The following is a 15,813-nucleotide window of genomic DNA, read 5'->3' as shown; positions in this document are numbered from 1 at the left end:
GGAGTGCGGGGTGTCAGCCGCATGGATGCGGCTGCCAAGCCCCCATGGACGGGTTCACGGCGTCCCCGCGCTCCGACACCGCCCCGCCATCCCACGGGATGCCGGCTTTTGACGTTGAATTTGACGTTAGCTTTGGCGGGTGCAGGGCGCAGCCCTGCCGAACAACCCTCAATGCAGCAGGGCCGCCACCGCCGCGCGGAACCCATCCTGGGCCTGCCCGGACTCCGGCGCATGATGCAGCTGGCGTACCGCCCGGGCCAAGCGTGCCGCGCCCACGAACCCACAGCTCGCCTGCAACCGGTGCAACTGGCTGCGCAGCTGACGCTCATCATGCTGGTCCACCGCCTGCTCGACCGCGTCACGCACCCCCGGCAGCTCGGCCAGGAACAGTTCGCGCAGGGCGATCAAGTGGTTGCGCTGGCCATTGAGCGCGGCCAGTGCCGCTGTCTCGTCCCAGTCCTGTACCTGCAGCTCGACCGCTGCCGGGGCCGGGGCAACGGAGATCCCCGCCGGGCTGTTCACCAGTGCGCGGCGCACCGCCTTCAGCAACTGGTCGCGGCCCAGCGGCTTGACCAGGGTGTCGCTGAAGCCAGCTTCGCGCAGGCGGGCATGGATGGACGTGTCACCGTCAGCGGTATGTGCCAACGCCGGGGTGTCGGGATGTGAACGGCGCAGTTCGCGCAACAGCTGCGCGCCATTGCCGTCAGGCAGGTTGACGTCGATCAGCCACAGGTCGTGCGCGCCGGGTTCGGCGCTGGCCAAAGCGCTGGCCAGCGAATCTGCGGTGTCCACATCCGCCGGTAACGTTTCCAACGCCGCCTTGAAAAAACCGCGGCTGATGATGTCGTCCTCGACAAGCAGGAAGCGGGGCCGGCTGGCCCGCGGGGTCATCTGCATCAGGGCTGCCTCCATGTCAGCTGCTGCAATCATCAAGCACGGCGGCGGCGGGCGCAAGCGGGTCCGGACCCTGCCGGTCAGGATCTGCGACAATACGCCCCCATTTTTGCCCGCAGCCTGTTGCCACGTGGCCCGATCCCGCTCCCGCATCGACCGTACCCCGTTCCAGACCGAAATCCTCGACCTCAGCCATGATGGTCGCGGCGTCGCCCGCCGTGAAGGCGAGGGCGGCAAGGTCACCTTCGTCAGCGGTGCCCTGCCGGGTGAGGTGGTGACGGCCGAACAGACGGCCCGCAGCCGCCATTTCGACGAAGCGCGCACTCTGGAAGTTCTGCAGGCCTCGCCGCAGCGCGTGACCCCGAAGTGCCCGCATTTCGGCACCTGCGCCGGCTGCGTGCTGCAGCACCTGGACGAAGACCAGCAGATCGTCGCCAAGCAGCGCGTGCTGATGGACAACCTGGAGCGGATCGGCCATGTGAAGCCGGGCACCGTGCTTGCGCCGCTGGTCGGCGACAGCTGGGGTTACCGTCGCAAGGGCCGCTTCTCCGTGCGCCGGGTCGAGAAGAAGGACAAGACCTTGGTCGGCTTCCGTGAACAGGATCCGCGTTTCGTCGCCGACCTCAGCCAGTGCCTGACCGTGATCCCGGAGATCGGCACCAAGGTCGAGGCGCTGTCCACCTTCATCGAATCGCTCGATGGCAAGCGCGATATCCCGCAGATTGAGTTCATCGCCGGCGACCAGGCCGTGGTCCTGACCGTGCGCCACCTGCAGCCACTCAGCGATGCGGACCGTGCGGCCTGGGCTGCCTTCGGCCAGCAGCATGGCTTCGTGATCTACCTGCAGTCCGGTGGCGTGGACACCGTGCAGCCGCTGGACGGGCAGGGTGTGCCCCTGTCGTTCCGGCTGGCGCCCTGGGATGTGGAACTGGCATTCCGCCCGCTGGACTTCATCCAGGTCAACGCCAAGCTGAACGAGAAGATGATCGCCCATGCCCTGGATCTGCTGGAGCCGGGTGAGGACGAGCGCGTGCTGGACCTGTTCTGCGGCCTGGGCAATTTCACTCTGCCGCTGGCCCGCCGCGTGCGCGAGGTCGTTGGCGTGGAAGGCGATGCCGGCCTCGTCGCGCGCGCCCGTGAGAATGCTGAGCGCAATGGCCTGGCCAACGCCCAGTTCTTCAGCGCCGACCTGACCCAGGACCAGCGCAGCACGGCGTGGATGCGCCAGGGCTTCGACAAGCTGCTGCTGGATCCGCCGCGCTCGGGCGCGATCGAAGTGCTGCAGCAGCTGCCGCTGAAGCAGTTCAAGCGCATTGTCTACGTGAGCTGCCACCCGGGCTCGCTGGCACGCGATGCCGGCTATCTGGTCAACGAACAGGGCTTCACCCTGGTCAGCGCCGGTGCCATGGACATGTTCCCGCACACCGCGCACGTGGAAAGCATCGCGGTATTCGAGAAGCGCTGAGCAGGTGTCATCACCCGTGGCGCATAATTGCGCCATGGGCATCGAAATCGAACGCAAATTCCTGGTCAGCAGCGATGGCTGGCGCACCGCCGCGCATCGGGTGATCCCGATGGCGCAGGGCTACATCAACGACATGGGCGCGCTCGACCGCGGCACCCAGAACGCCTCGGTGCGCGTACGCATCGAAGGCGACCACGCCGCGCTGAACCTGAAGTCGCGCACCCTCGGCCATACCCGGCAGGAGTTCGACTACCCGATCCCGGTGGAGGACGCGCGCGCACTGCTGGCGCTGTGTGTCGGCGGCCTGATCGACAAGCGCCGCCATCTGGTCGAACACGCCGGCCTGACCTGGGAAGTGGATGAGTTCCTCGGTGACAACGCCGGCCTGGTGGTGGCCGAGGTCGAGCTGGAAAGCGCCGACCAAGCCATCGACCTGCCGGACTGGGTCGGTGCCGAAGTGACCGATGACGCCCGTTACTACAACGTTGCCCTGGCCAGCCGCCCGTATTCACAGTGGTGAACCCCCAAAAAGGGGACGGAGGGGATTAAGTCGTCTTTACCCCGCCTGTGCGGAAAGCGACTTAATCCCCTCCGTCCCCTTTTATCGAGGAAGGCGGTCCCCATGTCGTGGGGATGAGAATCGACATCTACTCCGACGTGGTCTGCCCCTGGTGCTGGATTGGCAAGCATCGTTTCCAGCAGGGCGTGCAGTTGCTGGGCGCCAATGCGCCTGACCTCGATATCCACTGGCAGCCGTTCCAGCTGGACCCGGATGCGGACGACACCCCGGTGCCGCTGCGCGAGGCCTATGCGCGCAAGTTCGGGGGCGTCGAGCGCACCGAGCAGATCCTCGGCCAGACCCAGACCACCGCACGCGCGGAGGGGCTGCCGATGGATTTCAACCAGGGCCAGGTGCGGGTGACCACGCTGCCGGCGCACCGAGTGCTGTGGCTGGCCGGCGAGCACGGCGTGCAGGATGCGGTCAGCGAGGCGCTGTTCCGCGCCCACTTCGAACATGGCCAGAACCTGGCCGACAACGCTGTACTGGTGAAGGCCGGCGTGGCTGGCGGCCTGGACGGTGGCGAAATCGCGCAGATGCTGGCCTCGGACCGTGGCTTGGCCGAGGTCGAGGCCAAGCTCGGCCAGGCCCATGCGCTGGGCATTTCCTCCGTGCCGACCTTTGTCATCGACGGGAAGTGGGCGATCTCCGGGGCGCAGCCGCCAGAAGGCTTTGCCAACGCGCTGCGCCAGATCGCGGCCGAACAGGGGCCCCCGGCCGCCCCGGCTGGCGACGACGAGGCCTGCGGCCCGGACGGCTGCAGGGTCTGAGCAGACCGGGGCAGAGCCCCCGCATTTCCCTTTTCCCCTTGACCACTGCGCCTGTCGGCCGGTTCTGCGACAATGCGGCACTGCGCCATGCGGGCGCGCGTTGTGGAGATCAACCATGCTGCTGATCGGCGTTGCCGGCACCGAACTGACCACCCAGGAACGTGACTGGCTGCAGCACGATGCCGTGGCCGGGGTAGTGCTGTTCAAGCGCAACTTCGCCTCGCGCCAGCAGGTAACCGATCTGAGCGCGGCGATCCGCGCCGCTGCGCCGCGCCCGCAGCTGATCTGCGTGGACCAGGAAGGCGGCCGCGTACAGCGCTTCCGCGAAGGTTACAGTGATCTGCCGCCACTGCAGGACATCGGTGCCCTGTACGCCAGCGACCCGCAGCAGGCCCTGTCGCTGGCCGAGCAGCACGCCTGGCTGATGGCCAGTGAAGTCCGCGCCAGCGGGCTGGACCTCAGCTTCGCGCCGGTGGTCGATCTTGGCCGCGGCAACCGCGCCATCGGCAACCGCGCCTTCAGTGAAGACCCGCAGGTGGTTGCGGCGTTCACCGCTGCCTATGTGCGCGGCATGCATGCGGTCGGCATGGCCGCCACGCTCAAGCATTTCCCCGGCCACGGCACCGTGCTGGAAGACACCCACGTGGATACCGCGATCGATCCGCGCGCGCTGGACGAGCTGCGCGCGCAGGACCTGGTGCCATTCCAGGCCGGCATCGCCGCCGGTGCCGACGCGGTGATGATGGCGCACGTGATCTACCCGCAGATTGCGCCTGAACCGGCTGGCTATTCGCCGCGCTGGATCCAGGACATCCTGCGTGGCGAGCTCGGCTTCCGCGGCGTGGTGTTCTCCGATGACATCGGCATGGCCGCCTCGCACAGTGCCGGTGGCGTGCCCGCGCGCGTGCACGCACACCTGGACGCCGGCTGCGACGTGGTGCTGGTCTGCCACCCGGAGCTGGTTGATGAAGCCCTGCACGCGGTGCAGGGGCGCTCCCTCAATACTGCTGCGCTGCTGGGCCTGCTCGGCCGCGGCGCGCTTGGCTGGGATGGCCTGCTGGCCGATGCCCGCCATGGCCACACCCAATCCCGTCTGATTGAAACCCTTGGAAGAACCGTCTGATGCCCAACCTCACCATTTCCCAGGCCCTGGCCCAGGCTGACCTGCTGGTCGACCGCCCCACCATCGACAAGGCCATCGCTGGTATCGCCGACGCCATCGCGCGCGATTACAAGGGCGAGGTGCCGCTGTTCCTGTCCATCATGCACGGTGCGCTGCCGTTCGCCGGCCAGCTGGCGCTGGAGCTGGGCGCGCGCGGCCAGGACGTGCAGTTCGATTACCTGCACGCTACCCGTTACCGCGGTGAAACCACCGGCGGCGACCTGGTCTGGAAGCACAAGCCGGCCACTTCGCTGTTCGGCCGCCGCGTGTTGCTGGTCGACGATATCCTGGACGAGGGCTACACCCTGCAGGGCGTGCGCACCTGGTGCCTGGAACAGGGCGCGACCGACGTGCGCATCGCCGCGATGACGGTGAAGAAGCACGACCGCGCGCTGCCGGACGTGACCGCCGACTACGCCGGCATCGAACTGCCGGACCGCTACGTGTTCGGCTTCGGCATGGACGTCAATGAAACCCTGCGCTGCGTGCCGGCCATCTACGCGATGAAGGAATAACGGCGCAGCCGCCCGCGGCGCGTCTTCTTCTGCCGCCGGCATCCTCGGGTGCCGGCGTTGGTCTTTTCATGGAGTGCTTTGAATGCAACAGATCGCCCTGGCCGTGATCGGCGGTACCGGTGTCTACAACCTGGCCAAGCTTGACGACGTGCAGACCCACGAGGTCGACACCCGCTTCGGCCGCCCGTCCGGCCCGGTACGCGTCGGTACGCTGCTTGGACACCGCGTGGCGTTCCTGGCGCGGCATGGCGAGGGCCATTCGCTGCCGCCGCACAAGATCAACTACCGCGCCAACCTGGCCGCACTGCAGCAACTGGGCGCGCAGCGCGTGCTGGCGTTGAACACGGTGGGAGGCATCACCGAACACTTTGGTCCGCGCGTGCTGGCCTGCCCGGATCAGATCATCGACTACACCTGGGGCCGCATCAGCACGATCTGTGAAGAAGAAGGCACCGACGTGGTCCACGTCGATTTCGGCCACCCCTATACGCCGATGCTGCGCAGCAAGATCCTGGCCGCTGCGAAAGTGACCGGTGTCACGGTCCATGACGGCGGCTGCTACGGCGCAACGCAGGGCCCGCGCCTGGAAACCATCGCCGAGATCGCCCGCATGCGCCGCGACGGCTGCGATCTGGTGGGCATGACCGGGATGCCGGAAGCCGCACTGGCACGGGAGCTGGGGCTGGATTACGCCTGCCTGGCGATCATCGCCAACTGGGCTGCCGGCTGTGGCGATGGTGAAGAGATCACGATGGCTGAAGTACTTGCCAACGTGCAGGCCGCCAGCAACGGACTTCCGGAACTGGTAGGTGAATTGGCACGGGGGTGATTGTCTTCGCCGAGCAAGCTTTGCATACTCAGCTTGTGCGCGGGTTCAGCGTACACCACCCATTCATTGCATAAGGTCTCGCATCACCATGCCGAACGGTACCGTCAAGTGGTTCAACGACGCCAAGGGATTTGGCTTCATCTCGCCGGAGGATGGCAGCGCCGACGTGTTCGCGCACTTCTCCGCCATCAACTCCAAGGGCTTCCGCAGCCTGCAGGAAGGCCAGCGTGTCACCTATGACGTGACCCAGGGCCCGAAGGGTGCCCAGGCTTCGAACATCACGCCGGCCGAGTGATCCACTCGACAGTGCGTTGAAAACCCCGCTCCGGCGGGGTTTTTTTTGCGCGGCATGCTCGCGGCCCGTTCGCGATCCACCCACCTCGGGCACAATGCGCCCATGAAGGAACGACTGCGCATCGCCGTGATCGGCTACGGCACCGCTGGACAGGCAGTGTCCATCCTGCTCACCCGTGACGGCCACGAGGTGGAGATCTTCGAACGCGTGCCCACGCCGGGACCGGTTGGCGCCGGCTTCCTGCTGCAGCCCAGCGGCCTGCAGGTACTGTGGCAGATGGGCCTGCTTGATTCCGTGCGTGCACATGCCGCGCCGGTGCACCGCCTGTATGGCGACACGCCGTGCGAGCGCGCGGTGATGGACATGGCCTATGCCGGGCTGGATGCACGCCTGCATGGGCTGGGCATGCAGCGCGGGGCGCTGTTTTCGCTGCTGGACCAAGCCCGCGATGGCGCCGGCCAGCTGCATGTCGGCACCACCATCGTTTCCGTCGACGCCGCACAGGGGCGTTTGCGCGACAGCGAGGGGCGCCAGCACGGACCGTTCGACCTTGTGGTGGCTGCCGATGGTGCAGCTTCAACGCTGCGCGGCGGCGTCGAGCGGGGCATCGCGCTGGACAGGGTTTACCCGTGGGGCGCGCTGTGGTGCCTGCTGCCGGCCGAGGACTGGCCGCACATGAGCGAGCTGCGCCAGCGCTACGTGGCCGCGCGCAAGATGATCGGGCTGCTGCCGGTCGGTACCCGCCCCGGTGATGACACGCCGCGCCTGAGCTTCTTCTGGAGCCTGCCACGCGCCGATTTCGATCGGTGGCAGGCCGAAGGTATGGCGCCCTGGCTGGATGAACTGCATGCGCTGTGGCCGCAGGCCAGTGCGCGCTTCGCCCATCTGCGCGATGCCGGCCAGATGGCGCGCGCCGTTTACCGTGATGCGGTGATGACACGTTGGCACCAAGGCCGCATGGTGCTGGCCGGTGATGCGGCGCATGCGATGAGCCCACAGCTGGGGCAGGGTGTGAACATGGCGTTGCTCGATGCGCTGGCACTGCGCGATGCCGTGCGCAGCCATGGCGGCAGTGCGGCGGCATTGCAGGCCTACCAAGCGCAGCGGCGCGCGCATGTGGCCGTGTACCAGCGCTGGAGCCGCTGGCTGACGCCACTGTTCCAGTCCGACCGCGACGCTTGGGCGAAAGCGCGTGATGTGCTGCTTGGCCCGATGGGGCGCCTGCCCGGTGGCCGTGGGCATATGCTGCGCATACTCAGTGGCACGCAGCATGGCTGGCTTGGCTCGCTCCAACTGGACCCGGCATTCGTCAACGAACTGGGCACGTCGATGGCAATGCCTCCCAGCAACGCGATCACGGCCAGTGCGTGAGGCGCGTCGTCACGTGAATTAACGGCTGCGTCACTACAGATATGCGAGAAGTGGGTTGCACGCGATTGCGCGTCGCCCGTTTTCCTTTCCGTGATCGACATCGCGCGTGGCCCGGGCGGCGCTGCCGTTGCGGCCTGTTGCGGCCCGGACGCGCCGCCTGTTGTTGAAGAGGAGGACGCCATGTTGTTCGCGGTCGAGGAGCTGGAATCGGAAATCTGCAAGCTGCGTGGTCTGCTGCAGATGCTGCACGAGGACCAGCCCGACGTACTGGAGGACGTGTTTGAATTCCATGTGGGCAGCCTGATCAGCCACGCGTCGCCGGAACACCATGCACGCATCCGCGCCTGCGCGCAGGAAATGCTGGCGAGGATCCAGGCCTTGCCGCGGCGGCGTGAAGGGGACACGCCCGAGTTCCAGTTGATGCCGCAGCTGGAGATCCGCCCCGCCTGATTCACGTCACGGGCAGTTCGACCAGGCTGCCCTCGACGCAGGCGACCCTCTGCTCGCCGGGAGCGGGAACAGGCACGATTCCCGCAGTGAACGCAGAGAAGGCCGGCAGGACCGTCATCCCGTCACGCAGCCAGAATACGGGGAAGCGCCGACGCAACGGCGACAGGGCGACCTGCGGATGCAGATGCCCAGCGATCACATGCCGTCCTGCATCGGCCACTGGCTCATGGCGAAGCATGAACGGATGCAGGTGTGCTTCATCGTGGATCTGTACCAGCAGCTGGGCGTGCGGCAGGTGGCGGTCGTGATTTCCGCGCAGGACATGCACGTCCAGCGCCGCGTTGCGTTCGCGCCATGCCAACCATTGCTGGTACCACGCGGCGCGATGCGCCGGTCCATGCAGGATGTCGCCCAGGATCCACAGCTCGCGGCATGCATACCTGTCCAGCAGCGCCTGCAGGCGATTGAGGTCTTCCCCGGTGCCACCACTGGGGAGCGCGATGCCGGCACGGCGGAATACGTCGGCCTTGCCCAAGTGCAGGTCGGCGATCAACAGCGCCTGCCGTGTGGGCCAGTACAGCGCGCGCTCGCCAAGCAGCACAAGCGATTCGCCCGCGCGCAGCAGCAGCAGTTCATCGGCCATGGCGGCGCTCCAGCTGCTTGGCCGCGCGTTGCACGCGGGTACGCCAGTCCTCGTTGCTGAACTGCCCACGCAGGCGTTCGGCCCACAGCGGGAAGCCCAGGGGCGTCAGCGACGCCGGGCATTGCACCGACAGCGCCTGCGTGCCGATCCTTGCCAGTACCTGCCGCAAGCCCGGCAGGTCAAGGCTGTCGTGCAGCACTTCGCGTTCGGCCAACGCCAGCAGCAGATGGCCCGGATCGTGCTCGCGCAGTACATCGAAGAGCAGGCCCGCCGACGCCTGCAACTGCCGCAGCGATCGCGGCATGCCACCGGGCAGGCTGGGTACCAGCAGGCCGGCCACACGTGCGATGCCGCGGAACTGGCGCCGCGCCAGCTCGCCCAGGTTCACTGCGGCACGCAGATCATCCAGCAGCTGATCGGGGGTGAACAATGCTCGCCATTGCGCTGCGTCCAGATCGATCGCCTGGGCCGGTGCCAGCACCAGGCCATGGTCGTTCACCGCGTAGCCGATGCTGTTGCGCTGCAGGCGGGTACAGCGCAAGGCCAGCAGGGCGGCCAGCGCCTCATGCACGTGGCGGCCGGCAAAGGGATAGACGAACAGGAACTGGCCTTCGCGACGCCGCACCTGTTCCACCAGCAGGTGGTCCGCGCCGGGAAGCGCCGACAACTGTTGCTGCAGTGCCAGCAAGGGCGACAGCCAGCGTGATTCGGCACTGTTGTCGGCGCCGGACAGTACCCACTCCAGCTCGCGACCGAGTGGCATCGACAGCGGCAACTGGCCTCCCTGCCAGCGTGGCACGACGCCGTCTCCGCGCCCTCGTGCCAACCGCACGAAGGCGGTCATGTCGCGCAGCTGCACCAGCTCCAGCAGGCGCCCGGCGAACTGGAAACGATCGCCACGTCGCAGCCGGCTGGCGAACTGCTCCTCCACGGCGCCCAGGCTGCCGCCGCGCAGGAACTGCACGCGCACGCTGCCATCGCTGCTGATGGTGCCGATCGAAAGCCGATGACGCAGCGCCTGGCGGCGGTCATGCATGCGGTACCACCCATCGGCATCACGCACGACCTTGTGGAAATCGGGGTACTGGGCCAAGGCCTGCCCGCCCTGCACGATGAACGTGAGCACGGCCTGCCATTGGTCGTTGCCGAGCGACGCGAAGGCATGAGTACGCCGGACCTGTTCCAGCAGCGCAGTGCTGTCGAAGCCGCCCGCCAGCGCACGGCTGACCGCGTGCTGGGCCAGCACATCCAGCGACAGCGTCGGCGGCCTGCGCGCTTCGACCACGCCTTCAGCCAATGCACGGCGCACCGCAGCGTACTCGGCCAGTTCCAGCGCATGGCTGGGCACGCACAGGATGGCGCCGCTGGCACCCGGGCGGTGGCGTGCGCGTCCGGCGCGCTGGCGCAGGCGCGCCACGCCCTTCGGGCTGCCCAGCTGCAGGACCTGTTCTACTTCGGGGAAGTCCACGCCGAGGTCAAGGCTGGAAGTGGCAACCACGCAGCGCAGCGCGCCCGCGCGCAGTCCGTCTTCCACCTGCTGGCGCAGCGCCGGATCCAGCGAGCCGTGGTGCAGCGCAAGCGTGTCCAGTTCCTCCGGCCACACCGCGGCCAGCGCCTGATGCCACAGTTCTGCCTGTGCACGGGTGTTGGTGAACAGCAGGCTGCTGCGTGCCTGCATCAGCGCGTCCAGCACGCGTGGCAGCTGTGCCAGGCCCAGATGCCCCGCCCATGGGAAGCGTTCGCCGGGGTCTGGCAGCAGGCTGCGCACGCTGAGTGTGCGCGGCCGTACGCCCTGCACGATCGGTGCTTCCGGTTGACCAGGCAGCAGCACGTCGCGCGCCTCCTGCAGATTGCCCAGCGTGGCCGACAGACCCCACAGCTGCAATGCCGGCCTGGCATCGCGCAACACCGCCAGGTTCAACTGCAGCAGGACGCCGCGCTTGTTGCCCAGCAGTTCGTGCCATTCATCCACCACCACGCAGCGCAGCTGGCTCATGCGCGGCAGCGTGTCGGGATAGCTCAACAACAGCGCCAGCGATTCGGGCGTGGTCACCAGTACGTCGACGCGGCCCTCGCGCGCCTGTCGTCGTTCGCGGTTGCTGGCGTCGCCACTACGCAGGCCGACACGCCATCCCAGCCCCAGCCCATCGACCACGTCCTGCAGTGCGCGTGCGGTATCACTGGCCAACGCGCGCAAGGGCGTCACCCACAGCACCTGCAGTGGGCGCACCGCGCTGGCCCGACGGGGCAAGGGCGGCGGATCGATCATGGCCTGCAGCAGGGGCCCGCCGAACATCGCCAGTGTCTTGCCGCTGCCCGTGGGCGTATGCAGCAACCCGGATTCGCCCGCCAGGTAGTGGCGCCACATTGCGCGCTGGAACGGCAGTGAGCGCCAGCCTCTGGACGCAAACCAGTCTTCCAGCCGGCGCAGCGCCTGGCTGCGGGTCATCGCGCCAGCGCCTTCAGGCTGGCCAGCTGATCGGCCTCGCTGGCGGGCTTGTCGTGGCGCCAGCGCAGGATGCGCGGGAAGCGCACGGCGATGCCGGACTTGTGCCGGCTGCTGCGGTTGACTGCTTCAAAGCCCAGCTCGAACACCTGTTCGGCGCGTACGCTGCGCACCGGCCCGAAGCGCTCGCGGGTGTTGGCGCGGATCCAGCGGTCGAGCGCGAGGATCTCCTTGTCGTCCAGGCCGGAATACGCCTTGGCCACCGGCACCAGCGTGTCGCCGTCCCACACACCAAAGGTGTAGTCGGTGTACAGCGTGCTGCGTCGGCCGTGCCCGGCCTGTGCGTACAGCAGCACCGCGTCTATCGTGAGTGGATCGACCTTCCATTTCCACCAGTCGCCGCGTCGTCGCCCCGCCTGGTAGGAGGACGTGCGCCGCTTCAGCATCAACCCCTCCACGCCGCGTTCGCGCGCCACATCGCGCATCGCCGCGGCCTGCGGCCAGTCGCCGGCGGCAACGTCGGGCGACAGCTGGATGCGCGCATCGCCCAGTGCACCGACGACCTCGGTGAGCCGCGCGCGCCGTTGCTGCAATGGAACTTCGCGCAGGTCCGCGCCATCGAGTTCCAGCAGGTCGTAGGCGAGCACGCGCACCGGCGTGTTGCGCAGGGTGGCCGCGCCGGGTTTGCGGCGCTGGATGCGGGTCTGCAGCGCGGTGAAGGCACGTGGCAGGTCCGCGGCTTCGTCCCAGGCCAGCAGCTCGCCATCCAGCACGCAGCCATCGGGAAGCGCCATCGCCGCCTGTTCGATTTCGGGGAAGCGACCATCCAGCCGCTCTTCGCCACGTGACCACAAGGCGACCTCGCCGCGCCGACGCAGCAGCTGCACGCGGATGCCATCCCACTTCCATTCCAGCAGCCAGTCGTCGATCGCACCGAGTCGTTCGGCAGGGCTGCCCTCCAGTGGCGAGGCGAGGAAAAAGGGGTAGGGCTGCTGCCGGTCCAGCGGCAGCTCATCCGGCGACAGCAGCTGGGCCAGCAGCCCGGGCGAGGGCACCCACTCGCCCAGCATGCGCTGGGCGATGCGGGCAATATCCAGGCCGGACCACTCGGCCAGCGCCTGCTGCACCAGCCGTTGCGAGGCGCCAACGCGCAGGGCTCCGGTCAGCAGCTTGTTGAACACCAGGCGTTCGCTGCTGCACAGCTGCCGCCAGCCGGCGACGACCGCCGCACGGCGCACCGCCTCGGGTTGGTTGGCCACCGCCAGCAGGTGCTGTTCGATCCATTCGGCCAGGGGGCGGTCAGGCGAGGGGTTTGGTGGGTCGTCCAGCAGCAGGGTCAGCGTTTCGGCCAGGTCACCGACCTGCGCATAGCTGTCGTCCACCAGCCACGGTGGCAACCCTGATTCCTCGGCGATCCAGGCGCGCAGTTCGCCACTGGCGGCGATCTTCCGGCGTGCGCCGCCCACCTTGCCACCACTGAGGAGGTACAGCGCCCACGCCGCATCGTGCGCGCCTGCCTGGCCGAAGTAATCGACCAGCGCCGCTCGCTTGTCCAGCGTGGCAGTGCTGCGGTCCAGGCGTTGGTAGAGCGCTGCGAAGGCTTTCATTCCTCGCTCCCGAAATCGGTACGGAAGGCTTCGGCAGCCACGCCGCGCTCACGCAGGTAGGGAATCAGCGCATCGGTATTGCCATGGGTGGCGATCACCCTCTGCGCGCCGGTCTGTTCGATCGTCGTCAGCAGTGCTGGCCAATCGGCGTGATCGGAAATGACGAAGCCACGATCGACGTTGCGTCGGCGCCGGTTGCCGCGCAATTGCATCCAGCCCGAGGCGAAGCCCAGCTGGTGGCGCCCGAAGCGGCGCATCCAGGGCGTGCCCGCAGCCGAGGGCGGGGCGAGGATCAACTGGCCGGCGGCATCGGGTTGACGGCCCTGTTCGGCCACGGTGAGCGTCTCCAGCATCGGTACGCCGGCCTGCCGGTACACCGCTACGCCATTGGCGATGGCGCCGTGCAGCCACGCGGGGCGGTCGTCCAGTGGCAACAACTCGGCCAGCACCCGTTGTGCCTTGCCCAGTGCATAGCACAGCAGGATCGCCGCCTCGCCGCGCTGTTCGCATTCGCGGCGCCACGCCACGATCTCCGCGGCGACTGCCGGCGTGTCCGGCCAGCGGTAGATCGGCAGGGCGAAGGTTGCCTCGGTGATGAACGTATCGCAGGGCACCACTTCGAACGGCGCGCAGGTCGGGTCTGGCTGGCGCTTGTAGTCGCCGGAGGCCACCCAGACCTGCCGCCCGTCGTCGATGCGCACCTGCGAGGACCCCAGCACGTGGCCGGCTGGATGCAGTGATACCTGCACCCGGCCCAGGCGGAACGGGGTGCCCTCGGCATGCGCCTGCACCGGCACGTCGCCCAGGCGCCAACGCAGGATCGGCAGGCTGCCGTTGCTGCAGTGGTATTCGCCCATGCCCGGGCGAGCATGGTCACCGTGGCCATGGGTGATGACCGCGCGCGGCACCGGCCGCCAGGGATCGATGTGGAAGTCGCCCGCAGCGCAGTACAGCCCCTCGGGGCGCAACACCACCAGATCGTCATTGCCTGCCATGCCATCACTGTGGCCTGCGGCTCGTGCACGGGGTGAGAACCGGCCTGAACACGGGCTTGGCAGGTCATGCGGCACAATCGGGCCGCACACTTCTTGCCGCCAGGATGGACCGGATGAGTGGACCGAGCTTCAGCAGCAACGCGCCCTACGAAACCCATGTGGTACTGAACCAGCCGCCGCCGTTCGCGGGGCGGCAGTTGTGGACCGACGACGCGGCGCTGATGGAAGCCGTTCAGCGCGAAGGCGCTGGCAGCTTCGCGCCACGATTGGCGGTGTATGGCGCGCTGGCGGGTGATGAGCTGTACCGGGTCGGCTTCGATGCCAACCGCGATCGGCCACGCCTGCGCACGCATGATGCGCAGGGCCATCGCATCGACACGGTGGAGTTCCATCCGGCCTATCACCAGTTGATGGACACGGCCAAATCGCACGGGGTCGCAGGCTTGTCCTGGCATGAGCCGCAGCCCGGCGCGCACGTGGCACGTGCGGTGTTGAGCTACCTGCATCACCAGGCCGAGGCGGGCACCAGTTGCCCATTGACGATGACCCATGCAGCAGTAGCGGTGCTGCGCACGCAGCCGCACCTGGCCGAGTGGGCACGCAAGGCCGCAGCGCCGGTCTATGACCCGCGCGACGTGCCGGTGGCGGACAAGGCCGGCATCACCCTGGGCATGGGCATGACCGAGAAGCAGGGCGGCTCGGATGTACGTGCCAACAGTACCCGCGCCGAACCGATCGATGGCGAGCGCTATCGCCTGGTCGGCCACAAGTGGTTCTTTTCCGCGCCGATGTGCGACGGCTTCCTGGTGCTGGCGCAGGCGCCGGGAGGACTGACCTGCCTGCTGTTGCCGCGCCGCCTGGCAGACGGTGACCGCAATGCGTTCCGCCTGATGCGGTTGAAGGACAAGCTTGGGGATTGGGCCAATGCCTCCAGCGAAGTCGAGTTCTGCGGCGCGCAGGCGTGGCGGGTGGGTGAAGAGGGCCGCGGCGTGGCCACCATCATCGGCATGGTGATGATGACCCGCCTGGACTGCATGCTGGGCGCCGCAGCGGAGATGCGCATGGCGCTGGCGCAGGCGCTGCATCACGCACGGCATCGCCGCACCTTTGGCAAGCTGCTGGTCGAGCACCCGTTGATGACCAACGTGCTGGCTGATCTGGCGATGGAGTCGGAAGCGGCCACGGTGTTGGCGATCCGCATCGCACGCGCGGTGGATCGTGCCGGTGTGGATGCCAATGAAGCCGCGATGGCACGGTTGGGGACGGCACTGGGCAAGTACTGGCTGTGCAAGCGTGCGCCGGCCTTCGTCAATGAAGCGCAGGAATGCCTGGGCGGCGCGGGCTATGTGGAGGAGTCGATGCTGCCTCGCCTGTACCGGCAGGCACCGTTGAATTCGATCTGGGAAGGCAGCGGCAACATCCAGTGTCTGGATGTGCTGCGTGCATTGGCCCGTGAACCGGAGGCGATGGCGGCATTGCGCGGCGAGCTGGCGGCGGTGGCCGACCGTGATGCGCGCTACGCAGCGGCATTGCAGCGCTGGGCAGCGGCACCGGCACCGGAGGAATCACAGGCGCGACTGTTCTGCGAGCGCACTGCGCTGTTGTTGCAGGCAGCGCTGCTGCTGCGTGCGCGCAGCCCGATCGCCGAGGCGTTCGTGCGCAGCCGGCTGGAAGGAGAGCACGGGCTGGCATTCGGGACGCTGCCGGCGGGCCTGGAGCTGACCGCGATGCTGGCGCGCGCGCTGCCGTAGGCAATGGCCAACGGCGGTGCCCCTCGTGGTGGGCGCTGATACTGATGGATGGGCCGCGCGG

Annotated in this window: 15 protein-coding genes; 10 read left to right on the top strand and 5 right to left on the bottom strand. The window is 67.9% G+C overall.

What is annotated here, in order from left to right:
- Nucleotides 1-168: 168 nt before the first annotated feature.
- A complete protein-coding gene (locus VG543_RS16960; RefSeq protein WP_031270573.1) occupies nucleotides 169-897 on the bottom strand; it encodes a response regulator in 729 nt (242 codons plus the stop codon).
- 127 nt (nucleotides 898-1,024) lie between these two features.
- Between VG543_RS16960 and rlmD the strand changes: the two genes are divergently transcribed.
- The 9 genes from rlmD to VG543_RS16915 all read left to right on the top strand — a co-directional run bounded on the left by rlmD (nucleotide 1,025) and on the right by VG543_RS16915 (nucleotide 8,310).
- Complete coding sequence (rlmD, locus tag VG543_RS16955; protein WP_031270572.1) at nucleotides 1,025-2,359, top strand: 23S rRNA (uracil(1939)-C(5))-methyltransferase RlmD; 1,335 nt, start codon at nucleotides 1,025-1,027, stop codon at nucleotides 2,357-2,359.
- A gap of 34 nt (nucleotides 2,360-2,393) precedes the next feature.
- A complete protein-coding gene (locus VG543_RS16950) occupies nucleotides 2,394-2,879 on the top strand; it encodes a CYTH domain-containing protein (RefSeq protein ID WP_053500339.1) in 486 nt (161 codons plus the stop codon).
- Nucleotides 2,880-2,992: 113 nt separating this feature from the next.
- Complete coding sequence (locus VG543_RS16945; protein WP_134734773.1) at nucleotides 2,993-3,688, top strand: DsbA family protein; 696 nt, start codon at nucleotides 2,993-2,995, stop codon at nucleotides 3,686-3,688.
- Nucleotides 3,689-3,803: 115 nt separating this feature from the next.
- Entirely contained in the window at nucleotides 3,804-4,811 is a 1,008-nt protein-coding gene (gene nagZ, locus VG543_RS16940; RefSeq protein ID WP_423179213.1) for a beta-N-acetylhexosaminidase, read from the top strand.
- Complete coding sequence (locus VG543_RS16935; protein WP_005410592.1) at nucleotides 4,811-5,365, top strand: hypoxanthine-guanine phosphoribosyltransferase; 555 nt, start codon at nucleotides 4,811-4,813, stop codon at nucleotides 5,363-5,365. The genes nagZ and VG543_RS16935 overlap by 1 nt, the downstream gene beginning before the upstream one ends.
- Before the next feature lie 82 nt (nucleotides 5,366-5,447).
- The gene (locus VG543_RS16930; protein WP_049430529.1) at nucleotides 5,448-6,194 is read left to right on the top strand and encodes an S-methyl-5'-thioinosine phosphorylase; all 747 of its coding nucleotides are present in this window, start codon (nucleotides 5,448-5,450) and stop codon (nucleotides 6,192-6,194) included.
- An 88-nt stretch (nucleotides 6,195-6,282) separates the two neighbouring features.
- A complete protein-coding gene (locus VG543_RS16925; RefSeq protein ID WP_005410590.1) occupies nucleotides 6,283-6,489 on the top strand; it encodes a cold-shock protein in 207 nt (68 codons plus the stop codon).
- Nucleotides 6,490-6,591: 102 nt separating this feature from the next.
- Nucleotides 6,592-7,860 carry an FAD-dependent oxidoreductase gene (locus VG543_RS16920; protein WP_111103083.1) on the top strand — a complete coding sequence of 423 codons (1,269 nt, stop codon included), beginning with the start codon at nucleotides 6,592-6,594 and terminating at the stop codon, nucleotides 7,858-7,860.
- A gap of 180 nt (nucleotides 7,861-8,040) precedes the next feature.
- Nucleotides 8,041-8,310, top strand: coding sequence for a hypothetical protein (locus VG543_RS16915; RefSeq protein WP_019662157.1), 270 nt, complete (start codon nucleotides 8,041-8,043; stop codon nucleotides 8,308-8,310).
- A 1-nt stretch (nucleotide 8,311) separates the two neighbouring features.
- On the opposite strand, the gene pdeM is transcribed toward VG543_RS16915, so the two are convergent.
- The 4 genes from pdeM to VG543_RS16895 form a co-directional block, all read right to left on the bottom strand.
- Nucleotides 8,312-8,953 (bottom strand): ligase-associated DNA damage response endonuclease PdeM, encoded by a 642-nt coding sequence (gene pdeM, locus VG543_RS16910; RefSeq protein WP_019662156.1) that lies wholly within the window; start codon nucleotides 8,951-8,953, stop codon nucleotides 8,312-8,314.
- A complete protein-coding gene (locus VG543_RS16905) occupies nucleotides 8,943-11,321 on the bottom strand; it encodes a ligase-associated DNA damage response DEXH box helicase (RefSeq protein ID WP_423181122.1) in 2,379 nt (792 codons plus the stop codon). Before VG543_RS16905 ends, pdeM begins: the two co-directional genes overlap by 11 nt.
- A 77-nt stretch (nucleotides 11,322-11,398) precedes the next feature.
- Complete coding sequence (locus VG543_RS16900) at nucleotides 11,399-13,006, bottom strand: ATP-dependent DNA ligase (protein WP_423179215.1); 1,608 nt, start codon at nucleotides 13,004-13,006, stop codon at nucleotides 11,399-11,401.
- Entirely contained in the window at nucleotides 13,003-14,001 is a 999-nt protein-coding gene (locus tag VG543_RS16895; protein ID WP_423179216.1) for a ligase-associated DNA damage response exonuclease, read from the bottom strand. Before VG543_RS16895 ends, VG543_RS16900 begins: the two co-directional genes overlap by 4 nt.
- A 113-nt stretch (nucleotides 14,002-14,114) precedes the next feature.
- On the opposite strand from VG543_RS16895, the gene VG543_RS16890 reads away from it, so the two are divergent.
- The gene (locus VG543_RS16890; protein WP_019662152.1) at nucleotides 14,115-15,752 is read left to right on the top strand and encodes an acyl-CoA dehydrogenase family protein; all 1,638 of its coding nucleotides are present in this window, start codon (nucleotides 14,115-14,117) and stop codon (nucleotides 15,750-15,752) included.
- Nucleotides 15,753-15,813: the final 61 nt, after the last annotated feature.

Source organism: Stenotrophomonas sp. CASM101, assembly GCF_049384845.1.
Lineage (GTDB): Bacteria > Pseudomonadota > Gammaproteobacteria > Xanthomonadales > Xanthomonadaceae > Stenotrophomonas > Stenotrophomonas hibiscicola.
Note: the sequence above shows the minus strand (reverse complement) of the source record. Positions and strands in the feature narration are given on the sequence as shown.